This is a genomic window from Bellilinea sp., from assembly GCF_034432615.1.
In the GTDB taxonomy this organism is placed as follows: domain Bacteria; phylum Chloroflexota; class Anaerolineae; order Anaerolineales; family Anaerolineaceae; genus Bellilinea.
Genome location: NZ_DAOUBL010000164.1, coordinates 1 through 16,832, shown reverse-complemented (window position 1 = coordinate 16,832; position 16,832 = coordinate 1). Strand labels below are relative to the sequence as shown.

Genomic DNA, 16,832 nt, shown 5'->3' with positions numbered 1-16,832 from the left:
CCAAACAGAAAATGCGCCCGGTCGGCGGTGTAACTGCGTACCGAGGAGATCAGGGCAATTCCAAGGGCAAACATGCCGGCAAAAATGATGCCAATGGCGGTATCCTCTTTGATGCGCGTACTGCGGCTGATGGTGCCGATCCCGATGGCGGCGAACACTCCGGTCAGCAGTCCCCACCAGAAGAGCGGTTCGCGGGCGCCTCCGCCAATCAGGTAGCCGACGGCAACACCCGGTAAAATGGCGTGTGCCAGCGCATCACCGAAAAAGGCCATGCCGCGCAGGACAACGAACACACCCAGTACGGCGCACACGATGCCGACCATGACAGCCGCCAGCATGCCGCGCTGCATGAAGGCATACTGTAAGGGCTGCAAAAGCCAATCAAAGATGATCATGTTCACCCTCGTCACAGCAGGTATCGCCCAGTGCGATGAAACCCTGCTGAGATGGAATCAGGCGCAAATGACCGCCGTAAGCAGCAATGAGGTGTTCAGGGGTGAAAATTTGCTCGGCGCTGCCCAAACCGATCAGGCGGCGGTTCAGCAGCATCACGCGGTCGAAACGCTCCGAAGCGGTTTGCAGGTCGTGCAGGGCGACCATCACGGTCACACCCTGCGTTCGCAGGCTATCCAGAATGCGGAACAACTCCTCCTGAGCCGGCACATCCAGGCCGGTGAAGGGCTCATCCATCAGCATCAATTCGGCTTCCTGCGCCAGGGCGCGGGCGATGAACATGCGCTGCTGCTGTCCGCCGGAAAGCTGGCCGATTTGACGGTCTGCCAGTTCTTGCAGGCCGACGGTTTCCAAAGCCCTGCGCACAATCTGCTGGTCTTTGGGGGTTGGCCGGCGCAGCCAGCCAATTTTGCCAACCCGCCCCATCATCACCACATCGCGCACCTGTAGGGGAAAATTCCAGTCCACCTGACTGCGTTGAGGCACATAGGCGATGCAAATGTGACCGTCCGGCTGCGAGCCGGCCACCTCCACCAAACCGCTGGTAGGGTGCAGCACACCGGCAATCACCTTAAACAGGGTGCTTTTTCCTGCACCGTTAGGGCCTACGACCGCCAGTCGTTCCCCGCGTTGCAATTCAAAGGAAATTTCATCCAACGCCTTGCCGGATTCATAGGCAACGATGACTTTGTCCAGCCGCAAGATGGGCTTCCCGGCTTCATGTGCATGAAGCCGGGGCATAATCACCAGTTTTGATTTTTCCAGACTTCTGAATCGATTCATTCAACCGGCTTTCACTTCAAAGCGTTGACCATCTGAGTCACATTATACCGTATGTAATCCAGATAAGTTGCCGCTTCGCCGCCCGCCGCGGAGAGTGAGCCGTGATACAGCCCTACCAGCTGGATGCCGGTATCTTCCGCAACGCGCTGTGCAAGGGTTGGATTGATGGTTTTACCGACAAAGACCGCTTTCACGCCGAATTCACGAATGGCATCCTCAATCGCGGCTACTTCCTGAGCGGTGGGCTGGGCAGCCGTACTGTAGCCGGGGATGATGGCGCCGATCTGCTCAAAGCCGTAGCGTTCGGCAAAGTAACCAAACAGGAGATGATCGGTGACCAGTTTGCGGTTTTGGGGCGGGATTTGTTCCACCTGCTGGCGCACCCACGCATCCAGCTCGTCCAGTTTTGCCAGATATGCCTGAGCGTTGGCGCGATAGATTTCTTCGCCAGCCGGGTCGGCAGCGGTCAGCGCAGCGCGGATATTTTCGACCCAGATTTTGACGTTGTTGGGATCCACCCAGGTATGGGGGTCGCTGCCTTCGTGGCTGGGTTCCTCACCCTCATCATTATATTCTTCGCCTTCCTCTTCGTGAGTATCCGCCCCAAAGTCCTTCAATTCGATTCCTTTGGAAACTTCCACAACCCGGTCGGCGGAACCGGCATTTTCAATCAACACCTGAAGAAATTCCTCCAGACCGGCGCCGTTGACAAATACCAGCCGTGCTTCGGCTACTTTAGCCAAATCCTGAGGGGCGGGTTCGTAGGTGTGTACATCCGTACCAATCGGCAGCAGGGTGGTGACCGTGACCCGCTCGCCGCCTACCTGACCGACCACATCCGCTACTATGGAAGTGGTTGCGACAACCTGCAAGGGCTGGATTTCAGCCGAAGTTGGAGCAGGGGCAGCCGGGGAAGGCGCACAGGCGCTCATCATTACGGCAAACGCCGCCAGAAAGAAAATCAGTTTTTTCATCGTCGTTTCTCCTCTCTTAATAGAAATGATATTCATTTTCAATTTATAGTCAAAAAACTCAACTGTTGCAGCGCGGACATAAACCGAACAACTGCAGCCAGTGATCCTTGACCCGATAACCGGTAGACTGCTCGACCCGTTCGGTCAGGGCGTTCAAATCATCGCCGGCAAACATCTCCACCTGCCCGCAGCGGGTGCACAACAACAGGTGCTGATGCCCCTGCGTGGCGCGCAGGTAACGATGGCAGCCATCCGGCATGTGAACCCGCTGAACCAGTCCCAGCTCTTCCAGCCGTTCCAAAGTGCGATAGACGGTGACCAGACCGAGACGCGGGTAATCACGCCGTCCGCTGTCATACACCTCAATGGGGCTGAGGGCGTGTGTGGTGGTTGCCATTAATTCGACGATTGCGCGCCGCGGCTCGGTAATGCGATAACCGGAGGCTTGCAGCTGTTCCAGCCAGGCTTCAATCAGGTCATGGGTCTGCATGAGCGGCATTATAAATGAAAACGATTTTCAATACAAGATTTTTGTTAAAAATTTCTCATTTTCGGGCTCGATCACCCTTTATGGCTTTCGCAAAGTTGCTTGACAACCCTGAATTTTTGGATCGAAACTTGAATTGTTGCGAAACGACCCCCCTCCCGGCCTCCCCCAATATCGCCAAAGCGATAGTGGGGGCGCAGGAGGGGGCAAAATCGTTTGTTTTGACGCATGAGTGGATTATTCCGAATAGACATCGGTCAGCATCCGCCGGCAGCCGTTTGACCATTTTCGACTTTGAGAAAGCCACGGGGCACGCTTGACTTCCTTTGACGGATTGGCTGTCCAACCTGTATAATCGAGGTCATTCAATTTCAAAGAGGAGTTTCGGACAATGGCGCTGACGATTGAGTGGAAACACCGGGTTGAGTTGTGGGAAAAAGCTCTCTGGGATGCGTGTTATCACCCTCTCCAGCCGGTTGAACTGGAAGGTTTTGCCACAACGGATCATCTTACCCCCCAGCAGGCCCTTCTGCGCACCTTTCAGCCCATGCCGCCCGGCACGCCGTGGGGCGCCAAGTGGGAGTACGGCTGGTTTCGTACCAGCCTGACCATACCTCCCGAAGCGGACGGCAAGCGGGTGGTCATCCGCCTCAATCCCGGCGGGGTGGAAAGCGTGGTGTGGATCAACGGTCAGGCGGTCGGTTCAATCGGGTGGGGGCACAAAGAAATTACCCTGGCCCGGCAGGCGGCTGCCGGTCAGCGCTATGAGATCTTGCTCGAATCCTACGCCGGGCATGGTCATATTACAGTCGGGGATGGCCCTTACCCGCACGGGGTCGAATCCGTGCCGGAGCCGGGGCCGACCCAGTGCGTGGTGGGCCAGTCAACCCTCGGCATCTGGCGCGAAGAAGTCTATCAGGCGGCGGTGGACTTTACCACCTTGTTTGAACTCAGTCAGCTGCTCGATCCGCTCAGCCTGCGGGCCTGCCAGATTGATGAAGCCCTGATGGACGCCACGCTGATCATAGACCCGGAACTGCCCGAAGCCGAAATGCTGGAAACCATCCGCGCCGGACGTGAACGGATGCGCCCATTGCTGGAAAAGCGCAACGGCCCAACCATGCCGACGCTGTTCGCCTTCGGTCATGCCCATATTGACGTTGCCTGGCTGTGGCCGCTGCGCCATACCGAACGCAAGATGGCCGCCACAGTGCTCAACCAGCTTTCGCTGTTTGAGGAATACCCCGAATTTCGTTTCCTGCAAAGTCAGCCGCATTTGTACTGGATGCTGCAGGAGCGCTACCCCGAGATTTATGCCCGCTTCAAGCAGGCGGTGCGTGAGGGCAAAGTGATTGCCGACGGCGGCATGTGGGTGGAAGCGGATACCAACCTGAGCGGAGGCGAGAGCCTGATTCGTCAGATCCTCTACGGGCGGGCCTTCTTCCGTGATGAACTGGGGGTGGACAGCCGGGTGCTGTGGCTGCCGGATGTGTTCGGGTACTCCGGCGCCCTCCCGCAGATTTTGAAGGGCTGCGGGATGATTGGTTTTGCGACCCAGAAAATCACCTGGGCCTACAACGGCGGTGAGCCTTTCCCCTACAACATCTTCTGGTGGGAAGGGATTGACGGCAGCGCCATCCCGGCGCACATTTTCACCGATTACAACAGCGAAATGCGCCCGCGCAACCTGATGGAACGCTGGAACACCCGCCTGCAAAAGAACGGTATTCATTCGATGATTCAATCCTTTGGCTGGGGAGATGGCGGCGGCGGCCCCACGCGCGACCATCTGGAGTTCTACCGCCGTGTGCAGGACCTGGAAGGTCTGCCGCGGGTGCGCATGGCCTCGCCGGCAGAATTTTTTGAGGATCTGTTTGCGCACGGCTTACCCAAAGAACGCTATGTGGGCGAGCTGTACTTTCAGGCGCACCGTGGTACCTATACCTCCCAGGCGCGTGCCAAACGCGGTAACCGCCGCAGTGAATTTGCACTGCGCGAGGCGGAGTTGTGGGCCAGCGCTGCCCGTGCACTGCACGGATTTGATTTCACCCCGCGATCTCTCTGGGAGCAGTGGCGCGGCTTGCTGCTCAACCAGTTCCACGATATTCTGCCGGGTTCATCCATTGCGCGGGTGTATGAAGAAGCCGAAGCCACCTATGCCGAAATTCTGGCGGCAGCCGGGCAAACTGCTCAGCGGGCGGCGCAGGTGCTGGCTGGCAGCGGAAAGGGACGGGCCGCGTTCAATTCGCTTTCCTGGCCGCGGCGGGCTTTGTTTGCCACTTCGCAGGGTGAGGTGGAAGTCGAATTGCCCCCGTGCGGCTGGGCGCCAATCCCCCAGCAGCCGGTGGAAGCAGAGGGGCAAGGCGTGGCGCGCGCCATCCAGACCGATGAGGGCTTTGTACTTGAAAATGAATTGCTGACCGCCCGAATCAACCGGCGCGGCGAACTGGTCAGTGTGTGGGACAAAGAAGCCGAAAGGGAAGTGCTGGCCGGGCCTGCCAACCGCCTGTGTCTCTACAAAGACGTACCGACCAAATGGGATGCGTGGGATCTGGACAGCATGACCGAATTGCTGCCGGTAACAACCGACGAACCGGTTGAAATGGAAATCCTGATAGAGGCAGGGCCGGCAGCCCGTTTGCGCCTGCGCCGCCGGTTGCATCATTCTACCGTTGAACAGGTCATCACCCTGCGCCGCGCCAGCCGGCGGATTGACTTTTCCACCTGCGTGGACTGGCAGGAACGCCATAAACTGCTCAAAGTGGCCTTCCCGCTCAACATCCATACGCATGAGGCCGTCAGCGAAATTCAATTTGGGCATTTGCGCCGTCCCACCCATCAATCGCGGCAGTATGATGCTGACCGCTTCGAGGTGTGCAATCACAAATGGACGGCGCTGGTGGAAGAAGGGCGCGGGGCAGCCGTTCTGAACGATAGTAAATACGGCTTAAGTCTGCGCGGCAATACCATTAACCTGACACTGCTTAAATCGGCCATGGCGCCGGATATGAACGCCGACCGCGGACTGCAGTATTTTACCTATGCTTTATACTGCTGGAACGGCAGTCTGTTGGAAAGCGGTATTTTGCGAGAAGCGTATGATCTGAATGTACCGCCGCTGGTGGTGGAAGGCTCAGCGGTGGATGAGGCTTTTTCTCTGTTTCAAGTGGATGCGGAGAATGTGGTCATTGAAACGGTCAAACCGGCTGAGGACGGCAGTAAAGACATCATTCTGCGTCTGTATGAGGGCATGCGCACCGCAACCCGCTGCACGCTCAAAACGCCCCTGCCGGTGCAGGCAGCCTATCAGACCAATCTGTTGGAGGAGCAGCCTCAACCGCTTGACTGCAAAGACGGTACCATTCCGCTCGATTTCCGTCCTTTTGAAATTAAGACCATCCGGCTGCAATTGTAAAAGGCTCCAGAAAAATGGACGTTCAATTTGAGCAAATTTGGGAACAATACCGCGCCGGCCTGCTTGCTTTTATCCATAAGCGGGTGGATGATCCAATGGCAAGTGAGGATATTTTGCAGGATGTCTTTCTGCGCATTTATTCAAATTTGTCGTCTTTACAGGATGTAAACCGCCTGCCAAGCTGGATTTATCAGATCACCAGAAATGCAGTCGTGGATTATTATCGAGCCAGGCGCCCCAGCCTGCCTTTGCCGGAGTGGGTTACCCAAACGGAAGTTGAATTTGAGGAGAGCGTCGAAAAAGAGCTGGCTTGCTGTTTACTGCCCATGATTGAAGCGCTGCCTGATAAATACCGCACTGCCATCGTCTTATCCGAAATAGAAGGTGTACCTCAAAACCAGATTGCTCAAAGCCAGAAAATTACGCTATCCGCAGCAAAATCACGAGTGCAGCGTGGGCGAAGGCTGTTAAGAAAGATGTTTGAGGATTGTTGTGTTTTTAATTTTGATGTGCGGGGGCAATTAATGGCCTACGAACCCCGCTGTGATGAATGTCAAGAAGGCAATTGAAATTGCGTCCTTTTGCAATTTCTTCCGTCTTTAATCTTGAGAATCTAAATTATTCTGGAGGAAGGCAAAGATGGAAGAAAATCAAAAGCATAAAATCCGTGCTGCAGTGAGGGAAAATTACGGAAAAATCGGTGCTGCAGCTGGCAGCGCATGTGGTTGTTCAACGGCTTGTTGCCCATCGGACAGTGCCAATAACCCGATTAACATTTCTCTTACGGTGGGTTATTCAACGGAAGAACTGACCGGCGTCCCCGAAGGGGCCAATCTGGGCCTGGGGTGTGGTAATCCGCAGGCCATTGCTTCTCTCAAGCCGGGTGAAACCGTGCTTGATTTGGGCAGCGGCGGAGGATTGGACTGTTTTCTTGCAGCTAAAGCAGTCGGTTCTACCGGAAAGGTGATTGGTGTTGACATGTCGCCGGAAATGATCAGCCGGGCAAGACAGAATGTCCAAACAGGGGGATATACCCAAATTGACTTTCGGCTCGGCGAAATCGAATATTTACCGGTGGCAGATAGCAGTGTGGATGTGATCATTTCCAATTGTGTGATCAACCTTTCACCGGATAAGGATCAGGTCTTTCGAGAGGCTTTTCGCGTGCTCAAACCGGGTGGCCGTCTGGCTGTTTCGGATGTGGTAACAATTGAGGAATTACCGCCCATTTTCAAGGAAGATATGACGCTTTATACCTCCTGTGCAGCCGGGGCAGCCACAATTCAAGAATTGGAACGTTTTTTACAGGCAGCAGGGTTCGTGCAGATCCGGATTCAGCCCAAGAATGAAAGCAAATCCTTTATTAAGGATTGGTCGCCGGGAAGCAAAATTGAGGATTATGTGGTTTCGGCAGTCATCGAGGCTAAAAAACCTTCCGCTTAGCACGCTGCCCAAAGAATTGAAAATTTAGGATAATATTTCACCCAAAATTGTGCAATTTCCTAATTGTCACAATTTTGGGTTTGTTTTGTTGGTTTCCCGGAAAAGGCTTCACATGATGACAAGTAAAAAAATCAGCAAGGGGTAAAGGTACCGGTCAGGATGACTGGTTGGCGGTAATGCCGTTTGCGGCATATGGACTGTTCAGTCTTACCTTCCATTACCCAATCCTGACCTGCCGGCGCAATTCGAACCAAACCTTAAGCGGCGTTTAGGCGTCTGGTGTGGCGGTACCAGCGCCAGATGATGTAAGCAGTCACCAATACCAGCACACAGGCAATGATGACCGGCACGACCACTGCCAGAATGGAGAGGACGGTGGAGATCACATCCTCGGCAATGCTGACCGGTACGTTGCCCGCCCCTCCGGTGGTGGCGGTAACTGCCGGGCGGACGGCCAGAGTTTTCACGGCGTGAACCCCGCCCGCCACCAGCAGCCCCAGCCCCAGGGATAAAACCGGATGCACATCCGTGATCACATTGGCGCTGGCGGCGAAGGCAATTGCACCGGCGGTGGGGCGAACAAAGGTTTGGATTAAGTCGTTGATGTGGTTGACTGCCGGCACCTTATCGGCAAAGAACTCGATCAATGAAAGGACAACCAGCAGGCCGATAATCCAACAGGATTCAAGCGCATCCCACGGTGGGCGGAGGGTGAGCAGGTCAGTGAATTTTGCCAGCAAGGCGACCACCAGCAGGGGGATGTAAGCATTCAAACCGGCGCTTGCCGAAAGCCCAAACGCAGTGAATACTTCCAGCAGTTCAATCATGTAAATCTCCCTGGACGGGTTCTTAGAAGATAAACCCCGACCATGTTCCGGTTAAAGTATAACGCAGCCAGTCCACCGCGCCAATCTGCAGCAGGGCGGTGGTGAAACCGGCTGTCAAAATGACCCAGCCGCTTTTCAGCGAATCAACGGAATTTTCCAGATGAAAGACCGTCATCCACAACAGGCTGTAACACATGCCCAGCACCAGCCAGACGGTAGCAGCGCTTAAAACAGCCAGCACGGTAATCAGCCCGGGAATTTGTAGATAGGTAGCGGTTGAAACCAGCCCGACCAGTCCCATCAGCAGGAAGACATGCCGGTAACTGGCCAGCGCCGGGCGTGGGTCAGGTTGTGTCCAAAAGTATTGATTGAACAACGGCAGGAAGATAACCGCCACCAGCAGCCCCAGTCCGCTGCCGGTAGCCAGCCGCAGCAGGTTGCTGGGGGTGTACAGGGTGGGGGCTTGCGGGAAAAAGTGAAGATAAGAATTCAACCCATCCACCCCAAAGGTGATCAAAAAAATGCTGAGCGGGATGCTGATGCGCAGCGGCGGCAGAGCGGAACGTTTACCCTGTACCCACTGGAAGACGAAGCCGGTCAACATACCCAAATACATTCCGGAGCAGCGCGCACACAGCGGGGTTGGGCGGTCATCAATCCAGAAGGAGCGCACCTCAATTCGGTGGCAAACGGCATAGCCTATCGCATCGGCTTTACCGAGGATGCCGGGCGGGGTTAGCGCCAGCCAGACGGTCAACACCAGCAGGGCAAATACCGCCAGACCACTTTTCAAGTAAATTTGCCCTTTTGGGCCGAATCGCCGGGCGATTTTCATGCCTGCCATTATAACAGCAGGGTAAATTAACCTGTACAAATGTGCCTTTCTTAAGTATCATCCACTCTGGATTTTATTTCGGAGGCGTACCCCAACCATGAAGAAAATCGGATTTGTTTTTGCAATGCTGATCCTGCTGTCCGGGCTGGCTGCCTGCCAGACCAACAACCCCCAGCCAACCACACAGCCTACCCAATCCATTGATCTGGCAGCAACTGCCACCCGCAAGGCACTGGATACGCCGTTCCTGCCGGCTACCAACACCCCTGCACCAACCGCCACTGAAACGCCGGCGCCCACCCTCACCCCCACCCGCGATTATCCGCTGGAAGGTTACGGCCCGACCAATTTTCCGGCGGATGTCAATCCCCTTACCGGTTTGAAAGTGGCTGATCCGCAAATCCTCAACCGCCGACCGATTTTGATTAAGGTGCAAAATCTGCCGCGCGATGACCGGCCGCAGTCCGGCCTTTCACTGGCGGATATTGTGTATGAGTTCTACACCGAATACGGCACAACGCGCTTTGGGGCGCTGTTTTATGGGCAGGATGCCGAACGGGTCATGCCGATCCGCTCGGCGCGCTATTCGGATGTCAATTTGATTCGCATGTACAAGCCCATATTCGTGTTCGGCTACGCCTATGCGCCGGTTTTCCAGCGTTTGGTCAATTCCGAGTTTAGCAGCCGGCTGGTGCTGGAAAGCGGCGCTTCCTGTCCCGCGGTTTGCCGGGTTGATCCGAGGGGTAAAAATTTTCTGGCTGCCAATACCATTGAACTGCAAAACCTGATCAAAGCCCGCGGCATTGACAACACCCGCCCGAATCTGGACGGAATGATGTTCAATTACACGTTGCCTGAAGGAGGCAAACCGGCAGAGCAGGTGTTTGTACGTTTTTCGGCAGCGATTTACAACCGCTGGGATTATGATCCTGCCAGCGGGCGTTACTTGCGCTTTTCAGATACCCGCAATGATCCGGATGGCAATGCCGCAGCGTATGCCCCCCTCACTGATGCGCTTACCGGGCAGCAGATTGCTGCCGACAATCTGGTCATTATTCAGGTGCGTCACAATGAGGTGGACCCACGCCCGGATGTGGAAGTGCTGGACATGAGCATTCTCGGCAGCGGCCCGGCTTATTTATTCCGCGATGGGCGAATGTTCGAGGTCAAGTGGCAGCGCTTGACCGAAAGCGACCTGCTTACGCTGGTGGATGCGCAGGGTAAACCGGTGGCTTTCAAACCGGGCAAGACCTGGTTTGAAGTGATGACGGTCAATACAACCCTGACTCAGGATGGCGCTGCCTGGCGGTTTAAGTTTGTCAGCGACTGGTAAACTGGGCATACTGCGATAAAACTGAAACTCAGATGACCCTGCGCCGCCGAAAGGCGGCGCAGAGGTTTTTAACCTCGCTAAATTTTACAAATATTTCCCTGCTGAGTGGTTCAGGAACTTAAGGATGCCCGATTGGGGAATATTTTGCCTCTGCCCGGTTAATGTTTGGAAGATCAATCCTCACCGGGTCGTCAGCGAGGATAAAACGCAACCATAATCCAATTCTTGCGTATGTTAAGTATGAAATTGCCGTATAATTTTTTTATCCAATCCTGCCGGCGGTTGCAGGCTGCCAGACGAATCCGCTCTGGCGCAGGAGCAAACCGATGAAGCGGCTGCTGCTTCCGTTTCTGAGCCTGACGGGTATTCTCTGGCTGACGGCCGGCTGGTTGGCGTGGGTTATTCAGAATGGGGTGGGAATGCTCAGCGGGATTGTTTTGGGCGGCATTGTAGCGCTGGCAGCCATTAATTTGCTGCGCACTTGCGTTAGTATCATGCCAGCCCGCACCTTTCTGGCATTTCTTACCCTTTCCCTTCTTCTGTTCAGCACCATTCTGCTTTTGCGCTGGCAACCGGCAGTCTGGCAGCGTATCGTGCAATCGGCTGCTTTTGTATTGGCGCTGGTGGGGTTGACCATTGGGGTGGATAAACTGACCGGCAGGGGTTGGCAGTTCACCCAGGATCAACTGCGCGGCCTGCTGGCAGGTAGTATTCTGCTGGTAGCGGCGGCTTACCTGCTGCCGGGGGTAATTTTCATGTTGAGCATTACGGCAGACCATGCCGGGTGGTTATCCAAAGCCAGCCTTCTGCTGGCCAGTTTTCGATTTCCGTAAATAAGGAGTGTGAAAAATGCGCAGTAATCGTTTGTTTTGGGGTCTGATTCTCATTCTGCTGGGAACATTGTTTCTCTTGCAGACGCTGGGGGTGCTTTCGTGGAGTGTGTGGACCTATTTCTGGCCTCTTGTCTTGATTCTGCTGGGAGCGTGGATTCTATTGCGCCCGCGGCTGGCAACCCAAAACTCCTCTGAAGTACAAAATCTCAGCATTCCCCTGCAGGCAGCCGATCAAGCCAGCATTGAATTCAACCACGGCGCCGGACGGCTGCTGGTCAATCATGGCGCTGGGCCTGCTCAGCTGCTGGAAGGATCGTTTGTTGGCGGTGTGCGCCATTCGGTTCAGCCGGAAGGCTCGCTGTTGCGGGTAAAGTTGAATGCCGACCCGGTGTTGACACCGCTGGATATTCCATGGGCAGGTGAGGAAGGGTTGCGCTGGGACGTGCGGCTGACCCAGACCATCCCGCTGGAGTTGACCTTTCACACCGGTGCGGGAGAAAATCTCATCAACCTGCGTGAATTGAACGTCAGAAAGGTGCTGCTGGAAACCGGGGCAAGTTCCACCCAGATGACTTTGCCGGCTCAGTCTCCTTTTTGCCGCGTAGATGTGCGCGCCGGGGCTGCTTCGGTGGTGTTGAAGGTGCCCGAAGGGGTGGCCGGCCGTATTCACATGGAAAGCGGACTTGTCGGCAGCAAAATTGACCCGCAGCGCTTTCCTTACAATGGGGTAACTTACGAGACTCCCGGTTTTGATGTGGCTGACCGGCGGGTGGAGATCAAAGTCGAAGCCGGTATGGGTTCGATTGAGATCCTCAGCGCATAAATTTTTTTGAGTTCAAGGAGTAAAATCATGTCAAAAATGAACTGGCGTATTCTGGCTGGCGGCGGATTAATCCTGATGGGATTGGTTGCGCTGCTGGATGCGGTCTTTCAAATTGAATTGAGCGGTCTGCTCTGGTCGTTTTTGTTTGTGCTGGGTGGGGCTGCATTCCTTGCGGTGTTATTGAATGACCGTAAACAGTGGTGGGCTGCCATCCCCGGCTTTACCCTGCTGGGGATTGGGGCGCTGATTGGTTTTAGCCGCATTGCGCCGGCCATCTCCGAACAGGTTGGCGGGGCTTTTGTGCTGGGTGGAATTGGAATCAGTTTCATCGTGGTTTATTTGCTCAATCGCCACTTTTGGTGGGCTTTGATTCCGGCGGGGGTGATGGCCAGTCTGGTTGTGATGCTGGTGATTGAGCCGATAGTGGGCGATTCGGCAGCGTGGGTGTTCCTGCTGGGTTTGGGGGCCACCTTCGGCATGGTGTACTTGCTGCCCGGGCCGGGTGGAGAACGGATGACCTGGGCACTCTGGCCGGCAGGGGTGATGGTGATCCTTTCCCTGATTGTGATGGGGATCAGTGTGCAGTGGGCGGCCTATTTGATCCCGGCATTGATGATTGTGGCGGGAATTGTGTTGTTTGTGCGCGCTTTGCGGCGTGGTTAGGGAGGGTGAAATGAGCGAGATGAAACCTGTTCGCGAGCGGCGGAGTATATTCTGGCCGTTGATGCTGATTGCCGTTGGAATTGTTTTGCTGTTGAACACGCTGGGCGCTTTATCCGGCGATGCGTGGGCTGTTTTGGTGCGGCTCTGGCCGTTGATTTTCCTGATCGGTGGGATTGACCACATTCTGAGGGGCGAAGGCTGGGTGTGGGGCGTCTTTTCGATCGGATTGGGTACGGTATTTCTGCTCAGCAACTTTGGTTACCTGCCCGGCAATGCATTGAATATGCTGCTGCGTTTATGGCCGTTGATTTTGATTGCCATCGGACTGGATATTATCCTCCGCGGCAGTTCGCGCTGGGTGACGCTGGTGGCCGTCTTGCTGACGCTGGGCGTGGTTGGTGGTGTGTTCTGGCTGGCAGCCAGCTCGCAGGGGGCGATTGGGGGGCAGGCGCTGCCCATCGCTCAGCCCCTGCAGGGTGCCGAACGTGCCATTGTTCGTCTTTCCAATCCCGCGGGCGGTTTGCTGGTGAAGTCATCGGCCAGTCCTCAAATACTGGCAGAAGGGCAGGTCATCTTGACCCGCCAGCAGACGCTGGATGATCGTTATGCAGTCCAGGATGGATTGGGCAGTTATTCGCTGGGCAGTTCTGGGGTGGTGTACCTGCCGTGGGCGGGCAGTTTTCAATCTCCCAACTGGCAAATCCAGCTCAACGGGCAAATTCCGATCACTCTGGAAACCAATACCGGCGCCGGCGATCAGGTGCTGGATCTGCGCGGTCTTGATCTGGAGCGCTTGAATGCTTCGGTAGCGGTGGGGCAGCTGACGGTAACATTATCTGCTGATGATTCGTTTGAGGGGGTCATCAGTAACCCGATCGGCAATTTGACGCTTGAGGTGCCGCGCGGGGCGCTGGTGGAAATTCAGGCAGATACAGCCATTACCGTCCGCAATATCCCGCCTGCTGATTTTCGGGTGGAAGGCAATTATCTTTATTCCCCCGGTGCAAATGCCCAAAATGCCCAAATCCGCCTGAAGGTCGAACAACCGATTGGGGTGTTTAACCTGCGGCTGGTGCCATAAATAATTCTGGTGAGCTGTGATGGGAAATGTGGGGAAATGGCGGATCCAGAGCCATTTCCCTGTTGTATTTGTGGGAACTTTTTAAACCACTCAACGTCATGAAGAGAGGAATATATCTCACTATAAAGGTTCGATAAGGAGGAACCATGAAAAACCGTTGGATGTTGTTCATCATTTTGGTAATGGCAGCCAGTCTGTTGGCGGCCTGCGCTGGGACCGCACCGGCTTCAAACCAGCCGCTGCGTCAGATTAATGTTTCCGGGACGGGCAAAGTCTATCTGGTACCCGATATTGCCTACATCTACATTGGCGTACGCAGTCAGGCGGATGATGTAGCCACAGCCCTGGCACAGAACAACCGACAGGCGCAAACCATCGCTGATACCCTCAAACAGCAGGGGATTGCTGCTGAGGACATTCAAACCACTGCTTTCAATGTCTATCCTCAGCAGGAATATACGCCGGAAGGCGCGCCGGGCAAGATCACCTACGTGGTGGAAAACACCGTTTTCGTCAAGGTGCGAGAGCTGCAAAAACTGGGTGAAATTTTGAACGCCGTGGTGCAGGGTGGTGCCAATACCATCAACGGCATCAGCTTTGATGTGCAGGATCGCGCCACGGCTGAGGCTGAAGCCCGCCGCCTGGCAGTGGAAGACGCCAAAGCCAAAGCCGGTGAAATTGCCGGTCTTGCCGGAGTAACACTGGGCGAATTGCAGAACATCAGCGTGTATTCCAGCGGCGGCCCGATGCCAGTGTATGAGGCCAAGGGTGGGTTGGCAGCTTCTTCAAGTGTCCCGATTGCGGCCGGTCAGCTGGTCATTCAGGCGGACGCCAACCTGACTTACGAAATCAAATAAGCCGTTCGGCTGCCCAAAATAAAAATCAACGCCTTTCCTTTTGCGGGGAAGGCGTTGATGTTTAACTTGATGAATTGGATCAATAGTGAATGGCGCTGATTTTGGAGAGTTTGGTCAATCGGTGGGTGGAGATAATGCGCCGGCTGGTACCGGTCAGACCGCGCAGAACAATGCTGTCGGTGGTGGCGCCGCCGGGGTAGTAATCTACGCCGCGAAGCAGCTCGCCGTTGGTGATGCCGGTTGCCGCAAAGAAAACATCTTCGGATGAAACCAGATCGTCAATGGTCAGGACGCGGTTGAAGTCGTACCCCAATTCTTCACCTTTGCGCCTTTCCTCTTCGTTGCGCGGGTGAAGTTTTCCTTGAATCGTGCCGCCGGTGCAGCGCAATGCGCAGGCTGCCAGCACGCCTTCGGGTGTGCCGCCAATGCCGAGCAGCACGTCAATGCCGGTTTCCGGCAGGGATGTCATCAGGGCGCCGGCGACATCGCCATCTGGGATGAGGATGATGCGCGTGCCAACCCTTCGAACGCGGCGGATCAGTTCTTCATGGCGCGGGCGGTCAAGGATGACGGCGGTCAGGTCTTCAACATTGCCGCCTTTGGCTTTGGCAATTTTCCGCAGGTTGTCCTCAACCGGCGCTTCAATATCAATGACATCGCGGGCTTCAGGACCTACCGCAATTTTATCCATATAGACAATGGGTCCGGGGTTGAACATGCTGCCCCGCGGGGCGAGGGCAACCGTGGCAATGGCGTTGGGCAGGCCGTAGGCGGTGGGGCGTGTGCCGTCAATCGGATCAACCGCAATGTCCACCTGTGGAGGTTCACCGGTTCCCAAGCGTTCCCCGTTGTAGAGCATCGGCGCTTCGTCTTTCTCGCCTTCGCCGATGACAATCGCACCGTCCATTTGAATGGTATTCAGCACCAGACGCATGGCATCCACTGCGGCGCGGTCAGCGGCGATTTTATCGCCCCTGCCCACATAACGGCCGGCTGCCAGTGCCGCCGCTTCAGTCACACGCACCAGTTCAAGTGCAAGGTTGCGGGTAGGCTTGGAGTCAATCATCAGGTCGTTCCTCCTTTTTGAAATAAGATTTGAGAATGGGGTTCAATCCGCTTACCATAACCACAGAATAAGATAATAGCCGATGGCTGCTCCCCACAGCCATGAGTCCAGCCGGTCTAACACTCCACCGTGACCGGCTAACAGTTTTCCCGAATCCTTGATGTTGAACTGGCGTTTGAGCATACTTTCACCCAAATCGCCCAATGGGGTGAGCGCACCTAACGCCAAACCTAAAATCAACCCGTGCAGCGGGGTGATCAGCGGGGAACGCAGCCCCCAAAGTAAAGCAAAAAGTACCCCGCCAACCACAGAAAACAGCAGGCCACCCAAATAACCTTCTCGGGTTTTGTTGGGGCTGATGCGCGGTGCAAGCGGCGTTTTACCAAAAGTCCGTCCGATGAAAAACGCGCCGGCATCACCAACCGCGATGGTGGGAATGGTCAGCATGACCCACCACAAACCATCCGGCAAAAAACGCAGTGAGATGAGATAGGAACCCATCCACCCGATGTATAAAATGCCGGTCAGGGTGATGGTGAAATCCATGCCGGCGGTGGTGCAGCCATGCTGACAGGTGAAAATGTGAGCCGCCATGCTGAGTAAGATCAGCACAGCCAGGAGGAGATCACTGTACTGAAAACCCCAGTAAAAACGGCTGAATGCCAGAACGAGTGTGCCACCCAGCAGCATGACCGCCGAAGGGAAATAACCGCCTTGAGAAAAAAGCCGCCAGTATTCCCAGGCGGCTATGGCTAACAGAAGACTGATAAATGCGGCATAGGTCAACCCACCCAATGAGACGAAGGTAACCCCGACCAGAATGAGCACGATGGCCACCAGCAGGCGGCTGCGCAGGGTGACCCCGCTGCTCTCAGCAACAGACCTGATCGGAGAGTTTTCCAAATCTTCTTTCCCGCTGGCTGTATTCTTGTAAGGCTTTGAAAAACTCTTCGCGGTTG

At 55.4% G+C, this 16,832-nt stretch carries 17 protein-coding genes; 9 read left to right on the top strand and 8 right to left on the bottom strand.

Annotation, left to right across the window (positions count from 1 at the left end; genetic code table 11):
* The 4 genes from VAE48_RS07850 to VAE48_RS07835 all read right to left on the bottom strand — a co-directional run.
* Positions 1 to 395: metal ABC transporter permease (locus tag VAE48_RS07850; protein ID WP_322792767.1), on the bottom strand; the 395-nt coding region annotated here is incomplete at its 3' end.
* Positions 382 to 1,236 (bottom strand): metal ABC transporter ATP-binding protein, encoded by an 855-nt coding sequence (locus tag VAE48_RS07845; protein WP_322792766.1) that lies wholly within the window; start codon positions 1,234 to 1,236, stop codon positions 382 to 384. The genes VAE48_RS07845 and VAE48_RS07850, both read right to left, overlap by 14 nt.
* Before the next feature lie 11 nt (positions 1,237 to 1,247).
* A complete protein-coding gene (locus VAE48_RS07840; RefSeq protein WP_322792765.1) occupies positions 1,248 to 2,210 on the bottom strand; it encodes a metal ABC transporter solute-binding protein, Zn/Mn family in 963 nt (320 codons plus the stop codon).
* 58 nt (positions 2,211 to 2,268) lie between these two features.
* The gene (locus VAE48_RS07835) at positions 2,269 to 2,700 is read right to left on the bottom strand and encodes a Fur family transcriptional regulator (RefSeq protein WP_322792764.1); all 432 of its coding nucleotides are present in this window, start codon (positions 2,698 to 2,700) and stop codon (positions 2,269 to 2,271) included.
* Positions 2,701 to 3,088: 388 nt separating this feature from the next.
* On the opposite strand from VAE48_RS07835, the gene VAE48_RS07830 reads away from it, so the two are divergent.
* The 3 genes from VAE48_RS07830 to VAE48_RS07820 all read left to right on the top strand — a co-directional run bounded on the left by VAE48_RS07830 (position 3,089) and on the right by VAE48_RS07820 (position 7,555).
* Entirely contained in the window at positions 3,089 to 6,112 is a 3,024-nt protein-coding gene (locus VAE48_RS07830; RefSeq protein ID WP_322792763.1) for an alpha-mannosidase, read from the top strand.
* Between the two features lie 14 nt (positions 6,113 to 6,126).
* Entirely contained in the window at positions 6,127 to 6,681 is a 555-nt protein-coding gene (gene sigZ / locus VAE48_RS07825; RefSeq protein WP_322792762.1) for an RNA polymerase sigma factor SigZ, read from the top strand.
* A 70-nt stretch (positions 6,682 to 6,751) separates the two neighbouring features.
* On the top strand, positions 6,752 to 7,555 hold the full coding sequence (locus VAE48_RS07820; protein ID WP_322792761.1) for an arsenite methyltransferase: 804 nt from the start codon (positions 6,752 to 6,754) through the stop codon (positions 7,553 to 7,555).
* A gap of 257 nt (positions 7,556 to 7,812) precedes the next feature.
* Here VAE48_RS07820 and VAE48_RS07815 read toward each other — a convergent pair whose 3' ends face one another.
* Both VAE48_RS07815 and VAE48_RS07810 read right to left on the bottom strand, forming a co-directional pair.
* Complete coding sequence (locus tag VAE48_RS07815; protein ID WP_322792760.1) at positions 7,813 to 8,382, bottom strand: DUF4126 domain-containing protein; 570 nt, start codon at positions 8,380 to 8,382, stop codon at positions 7,813 to 7,815.
* 22 nt (positions 8,383 to 8,404) lie between these two features.
* Positions 8,405 to 9,217, bottom strand: coding sequence for a DUF2085 domain-containing protein (locus VAE48_RS07810; protein WP_322792759.1), 813 nt, complete (start codon positions 9,215 to 9,217; stop codon positions 8,405 to 8,407).
* Between the two features lie 97 nt (positions 9,218 to 9,314).
* Here VAE48_RS07810 and VAE48_RS07805 point away from each other — a divergent pair, with 97 nt between their 5' ends.
* From VAE48_RS07805 to VAE48_RS07780, 6 genes are all read left to right on the top strand, one after another.
* On the top strand, positions 9,315 to 10,550 hold the full coding sequence (locus tag VAE48_RS07805) for a DUF3048 domain-containing protein (protein ID WP_322792758.1): 1,236 nt from the start codon (positions 9,315 to 9,317) through the stop codon (positions 10,548 to 10,550).
* A gap of 326 nt (positions 10,551 to 10,876) precedes the next feature.
* Positions 10,877 to 11,383 carry a hypothetical protein gene (locus VAE48_RS07800; RefSeq protein ID WP_322792757.1) on the top strand — a complete coding sequence of 169 codons (507 nt, stop codon included), beginning with the start codon at positions 10,877 to 10,879 and terminating at the stop codon, positions 11,381 to 11,383.
* A gap of 16 nt (positions 11,384 to 11,399) precedes the next feature.
* Positions 11,400 to 12,206 carry a LiaI-LiaF-like domain-containing protein gene (locus tag VAE48_RS07795; protein ID WP_322792756.1) on the top strand — a complete coding sequence of 269 codons (807 nt, stop codon included), beginning with the start codon at positions 11,400 to 11,402 and terminating at the stop codon, positions 12,204 to 12,206.
* A gap of 27 nt (positions 12,207 to 12,233) precedes the next feature.
* The gene (locus tag VAE48_RS07790; RefSeq protein ID WP_322792755.1) at positions 12,234 to 12,869 is read left to right on the top strand and encodes a hypothetical protein; all 636 of its coding nucleotides are present in this window, start codon (positions 12,234 to 12,236) and stop codon (positions 12,867 to 12,869) included.
* Between the two features lie 10 nt (positions 12,870 to 12,879).
* On the top strand, positions 12,880 to 13,950 hold the full coding sequence (locus tag VAE48_RS07785) for a LiaF transmembrane domain-containing protein (protein WP_322792754.1): 1,071 nt from the start codon (positions 12,880 to 12,882) through the stop codon (positions 13,948 to 13,950).
* Positions 13,951 to 14,096: 146 nt separating this feature from the next.
* Entirely contained in the window at positions 14,097 to 14,807 is a 711-nt protein-coding gene (locus VAE48_RS07780) for an SIMPL domain-containing protein (protein WP_322792753.1), read from the top strand.
* Between the two features lie 79 nt (positions 14,808 to 14,886).
* On the opposite strand, the gene glpX is transcribed toward VAE48_RS07780, so the two are convergent.
* Positions 14,887 to 15,873 (bottom strand): class II fructose-bisphosphatase, encoded by a 987-nt coding sequence (gene glpX, locus VAE48_RS07775; protein WP_322792752.1) that lies wholly within the window; start codon positions 15,871 to 15,873, stop codon positions 14,887 to 14,889.
* 51 nt (positions 15,874 to 15,924) lie between these two features.
* The coding region (locus tag VAE48_RS07770; RefSeq protein ID WP_322792751.1) for a phosphatidate cytidylyltransferase at positions 15,925 to 16,832 on the bottom strand (908 nt) is incomplete at its 5' end.